Origin of the sequence: Parendozoicomonas sp. Alg238-R29 (assembly GCF_947331445.1) — a bacterium.
Taxonomy (GTDB): domain Bacteria; phylum Pseudomonadota; class Gammaproteobacteria; order Pseudomonadales; family Endozoicomonadaceae; genus Sansalvadorimonas.
Genome location: NZ_CAMZOG010000150.1, coordinates 1 through 4590 on the forward strand (window position 1 = coordinate 1; position 4590 = coordinate 4590).

The 4590-nt window shown below is 38.6% G+C and carries 1 protein-coding gene; it reads right to left on the bottom strand.

Features of this window, described 5'->3' with window-relative positions; translation table 11 throughout:
• Nucleotides 1–141: 141 nt before the first annotated feature.
• Nucleotides 142–4353 carry a hypothetical protein gene (locus QMA35_RS20845; protein ID WP_281649073.1) on the bottom strand — a complete coding sequence of 1404 codons (4212 nt, stop codon included), beginning with the start codon at nucleotides 4351–4353 and terminating at the stop codon, nucleotides 142–144.
• Nucleotides 4354–4590 lie beyond the last annotated feature (237 nt).

Here is a 4590-nt window from a genome sequence, read left to right on the forward strand (position 1 = left end):
GCTTGATATCCATGTTTGCCTACCTCAACCTGAATAGGTTTCAAGATAGGCAGAAACACAGTTTTATCTACAGTCTCGATTTGTTTAACAACGGCAGAGACACAGTTAGATTTACACTCTCACACAGTTAGATTCACACTCTCACACAGTTTGATTTACACTCTCCATTGTCTTTCTTTTTTTTCTGGGTGGAGCCTTACTTTTCTTTGATAGGGTCGCTTTTTTTCGGGTTCTCTTGGTAGCGCCACGCTTTTCAGAACTTGATTGTTTGGCAGTACTGGTAGAAACCGCAGCAGATGTAGAAGGAAAATCTCCGGAGGTTTCCGTACTTGTCCCATCTGCTCTCGTTATTGAACCGTCTTTCCATACAATAGGCGACATTGTATTTCTTAGCGCCTTAATCTCATCATTATTTTTTTTACAAACATCGGGGTAAAGACGACTAAAGGGAGTTAACCTCTGCATAAACCGATTGTAACTAGTGATGCCGTAAGAGTTCAGTTTTAATGTAAGAATTCCATCAATAACTCTTTTCAGCCTCTCATCTTCCCCATCACATCGATCAATTAATCTCAGAATAGGATCTTTTTGTTTTCTTATGCACTCAGACTTCATAGACTCAAAACCTAAGTGATACAAACAAGAAAGATAAAATTGAGGTGGATTCACTTCCTGATCCCCAACAACAGTACCCTGTATAGGTTTTAGTTTCCATTTCCCATTTCTCTGCATATCCTGTCTAAAAGCTGCACTCAGATCCTTGATTGTTTCGCAGTTCAAAATATCCTGTAAAGCAGCCTTGTATGCACCCATATCACTGTTACTTGAGGCTTTTCTCGCGTAACTCAAAGCGTTAAATGTTTGCAAAGGCTTTTTCGCATTGTGTTTATAGCCTTCAGATGTGAGCAGCTCAATAGCCACATCTATATTCCATGAAGTCGCTTTCAGCCTGTTCTTTACTTCCCAAGGTATGGGAAACTTACCATTATTCAGTTGATACATTGGTTTACATAAGAGGGCACGATGTTGTGATGTTATACAACGCTCTGCACACTTATCGGCAACGGGAAATTCCATTACTTTTAAAACATAACAAGCTATCAATGATCGGTATTCCGGTGAATTAGGGTGTAGTATCCGGATAATGTTGGGTATCACAGTAGATGGTAAATCTTTGGAATCAGGATTATTACACCATACAAAGAAATCACTGTGGGCTTTCAGGCATGTTTTAGCACATTTGATAGTATTTACACTGGGCGGAATAACTTTTTCCAGCGGGTGGCGATGCGCGCCTACAGGTCTCTGGAGCCTTCTATTTGCAATTGAAAATAAGACAAAAAGATATTCTTCAGAGTTAACATCCAGAATATCAAGAAATGGACACGGCACATTTAACATTATTTTATCAGTCAAACAAAAAACAGCATAGTGCATGTGATTCACATTCCAGTCAGTGTTCGCTTTTAATCCAGGTAAATCTGGCAGAGGGATACCCTCCTTACGAAGATGCTCTAAAAGCTCACTCATCTTATTATTAATCTCTGCCCCCCTCATTATGCGCTCAAATTTCACATTCTGAATAATTTGAGCAATGAGCTCTTGATTTTCTCGTCTCAGGTCTCCAAAAATCGCCTCGGATGTTAATTCAGGTAACGGATCAAGTAATTCTTCCTGACTCACTTCCTGATCACAAACAATAACCTCTGCAACAGACATAGTGTCCAGATCTGGGGGCGTCTCATGATACTCTGAATCCATCATATCAGGGGAAGAAGACGTCACACTTCCATGAATGTCTTGATCTGGGGACTTCGATGGAGATTGATAAACTGCCATTTCCTGCGGCGAGTCATAGTAAGGATCGTTGCCGCCATCATCGTGGTAAGTATCATAATCAACCTCTCCATCTGACACATCAGAAAATCGTGGACTGACTATCTGATCATTTTGCGTAGCAGTAGGCTCTGGATTATATGTGATTTCCATGGGTTCCGGAGAAATGCCGCCACTATAATCGGGGGTTTTCTCTGCAGTTGACTCACTACCCACCTGCAGAGCCGCTTCGAGTCGTACTTGCAATTCAAGAAGACTTTGTTCAAGTCTATCTATTCTACTTTTATACTTTTTTTCAAGTTCTTCTATTTGCTCCTGATGTTTTTTCTCAAGCCTGGATCGATGAATCCAATTTATTTCCTGAAAGCTCTCCTGCTTATCGAGCAAGGATTTCTGATATCCTTTTTCTATTTCATCCAGCTTTTTCTTGTAAGCACTTTCTGTTGTACTTTTATCGAGACTTACTTCAAGAAGCTCATCAACATACAATTCATCTCTTTTCTTCAGTTCCTCTAAATGAGAGCGCTCAATATCATCTATCTCCTCCCTATAACTTCTCTCCATCTCATTTTCTTTAATTTTCATATCAACGACATTACTAATATAAAACCGCTCCCTCTTGTATTGCCTCATCAAATATTCATCTTTAAGGCTAGACAGACTTGCTTCATACTCTGCATTAAGTTCAATTTTGATATCTATCTTGATTTGACGAATACTTTCTTTGCATTCCTCTTCTTTTTTCATCAACAGTTCTTTATATTTACCTTCAATATCTGATATTTTCTTTTGGTAGAAAACATCCTTCTCATGGCTGAGTTTATCAAGCGCCTTCTTTATTTCTTCATCGACCCCAGCTATTTCTTCAGAATGTTCATTTTTTAATTTTTCCAGATCACTCCTATGCTCACTTTGACACTTAAGGAGCTCTTCCTTGTATTTAAGCTCAATATTTTCCACTTCCTTCTTATGATTCAAATACGCAACAGAAATCTTTGCATTCAATTCATCAATGCTCAACTGTGCACTTTCAAGAGACTTTTCGGCAGACTCTTTATCATAATTCACTTTAACAATTTTTTTTCTTAGCGACAAACTGACCTCTTTCGAATTGCTCAATTCCTTTTTAAGACACTGCAGATCCTTTATTTTCTTTTCACACTCGTTTTTAATCTTAGAAACATCCTGCACATATTTTTCTTCTTTTATCTTTATTGCTTTATTGCACTCATCAAGTTCGAGCTTTTGGTCAGAATAAGCTTTCTTTAATCGCGACACTTCTTTTTTGGTTTTTTCAAGATCATGCTGTGTTTTTTTCAAGCTCTCTTCCACAGATTCTTTGCTTCTGCCAAGCTCATCAATATCTTTACGCAGGGACTGGTTTGTTTTGTTTGCTTCTCTCAATGAAAACATTTTTTCATCAACATTATTTTTTAATTTTTCACATCTATTTTTAAGAGCAGAAACGTCTTTCAAATACACTTCTTCTTTCACCTTTATTTCTTCATTAGCAGCATCCAGTTTAGCTTGAATATTAGCAACAGCCTCATTCACGCTTTCAGAATCACCTTGCTTTTCTTTAGATCCTCCTTTTTCCGTATTTCTATTTTCTTCAATGCCACCAATCTTGTTGCTTAGAAATATAATAATATCGCTTGCTTTAGCCAAACCTTCCTTTGCTTCTTGCAGTTCATTTTCTTTTTGCTCTCTCTCTCTTTCAAAATTAGCGATTTCTTGTAGATGGACGCTCTCTCTTTTTTTTATTTCATCAATGGTTTTCTCTAGCTCAACTTGTTGCACTAGCAGATTCTCAATTTGACTTATTAAATCAACATTGCTGGCGATCTTGACTTTCATCTCCTTTATCTTTTCTATAAATGTTTTTGCTACTGTTAATAGCCTTTTATTTCTTTTCATCAGAGTAAATTTTTCATTCCGCCTTTTCTCTTCAAGCTGCTCTGCTCTATCTTTTTTTTCGGAAACGTCATTCAGCTCTGCCTCCAACCGAACTTCATTATCTTTTTGCTGAGTAATAGTATCCTCATACTCTTGATTCTTTTCCATTAAAGCCTTGAGCTTTTTACAAGCCAAATCGTATTCTTGTTGCAATGCACTTTGTAATTTCAGAAGATCATCAAGTTGATTTCCAATCAAGAAGGCATCTACTTGAGTCTCTGCCAGTTGGATACGTGCCCTATCCAGTTCGCATTCGAGTTGACTTGATCGAAACCGCTCCAATAACTGTGATGAGCTGTTACCTGCACCGATAACTTCTCTGGAAACTTGCCTAACCGTCGGCAGATACAAATGTTGGGGCTGAGTATTATGCCCCGTAAAGGTACTTTGACCGCTTATTTCAGGTGTCACCGAGGTAATCGAACGGCCTTGAAACACAGAACGTCCAGAGGAGGTATTTATGGGGGTGGTTTGTCCACTTCCTGCATCTGTAGCTGCTACAGAAGTGAGCGACACAGATTGATGAGCCTCTTGCGGTCTGGTACGACTGTTGGGAAACATAGGCTCAACCACCCTTTTGCCCGTGGCATCAGGGCGTATTATTGATGTTTTATTTTCGTGCTCAGCCTTTCTTACGCTGAGTCTCTTTTAGAAACTCACCTGTTGTCTCAGTTCCTGAGCCAGCTTTAACAACATTGTTATATGGAAAATGGGGTCGAGAAGAAAAGAGAAAAGAGAAAAGAGAAAAGAGAAAAGAGAAAAGAGAAAAGAGAAAAGAGAAAAGAGAAAAGAGAAAAG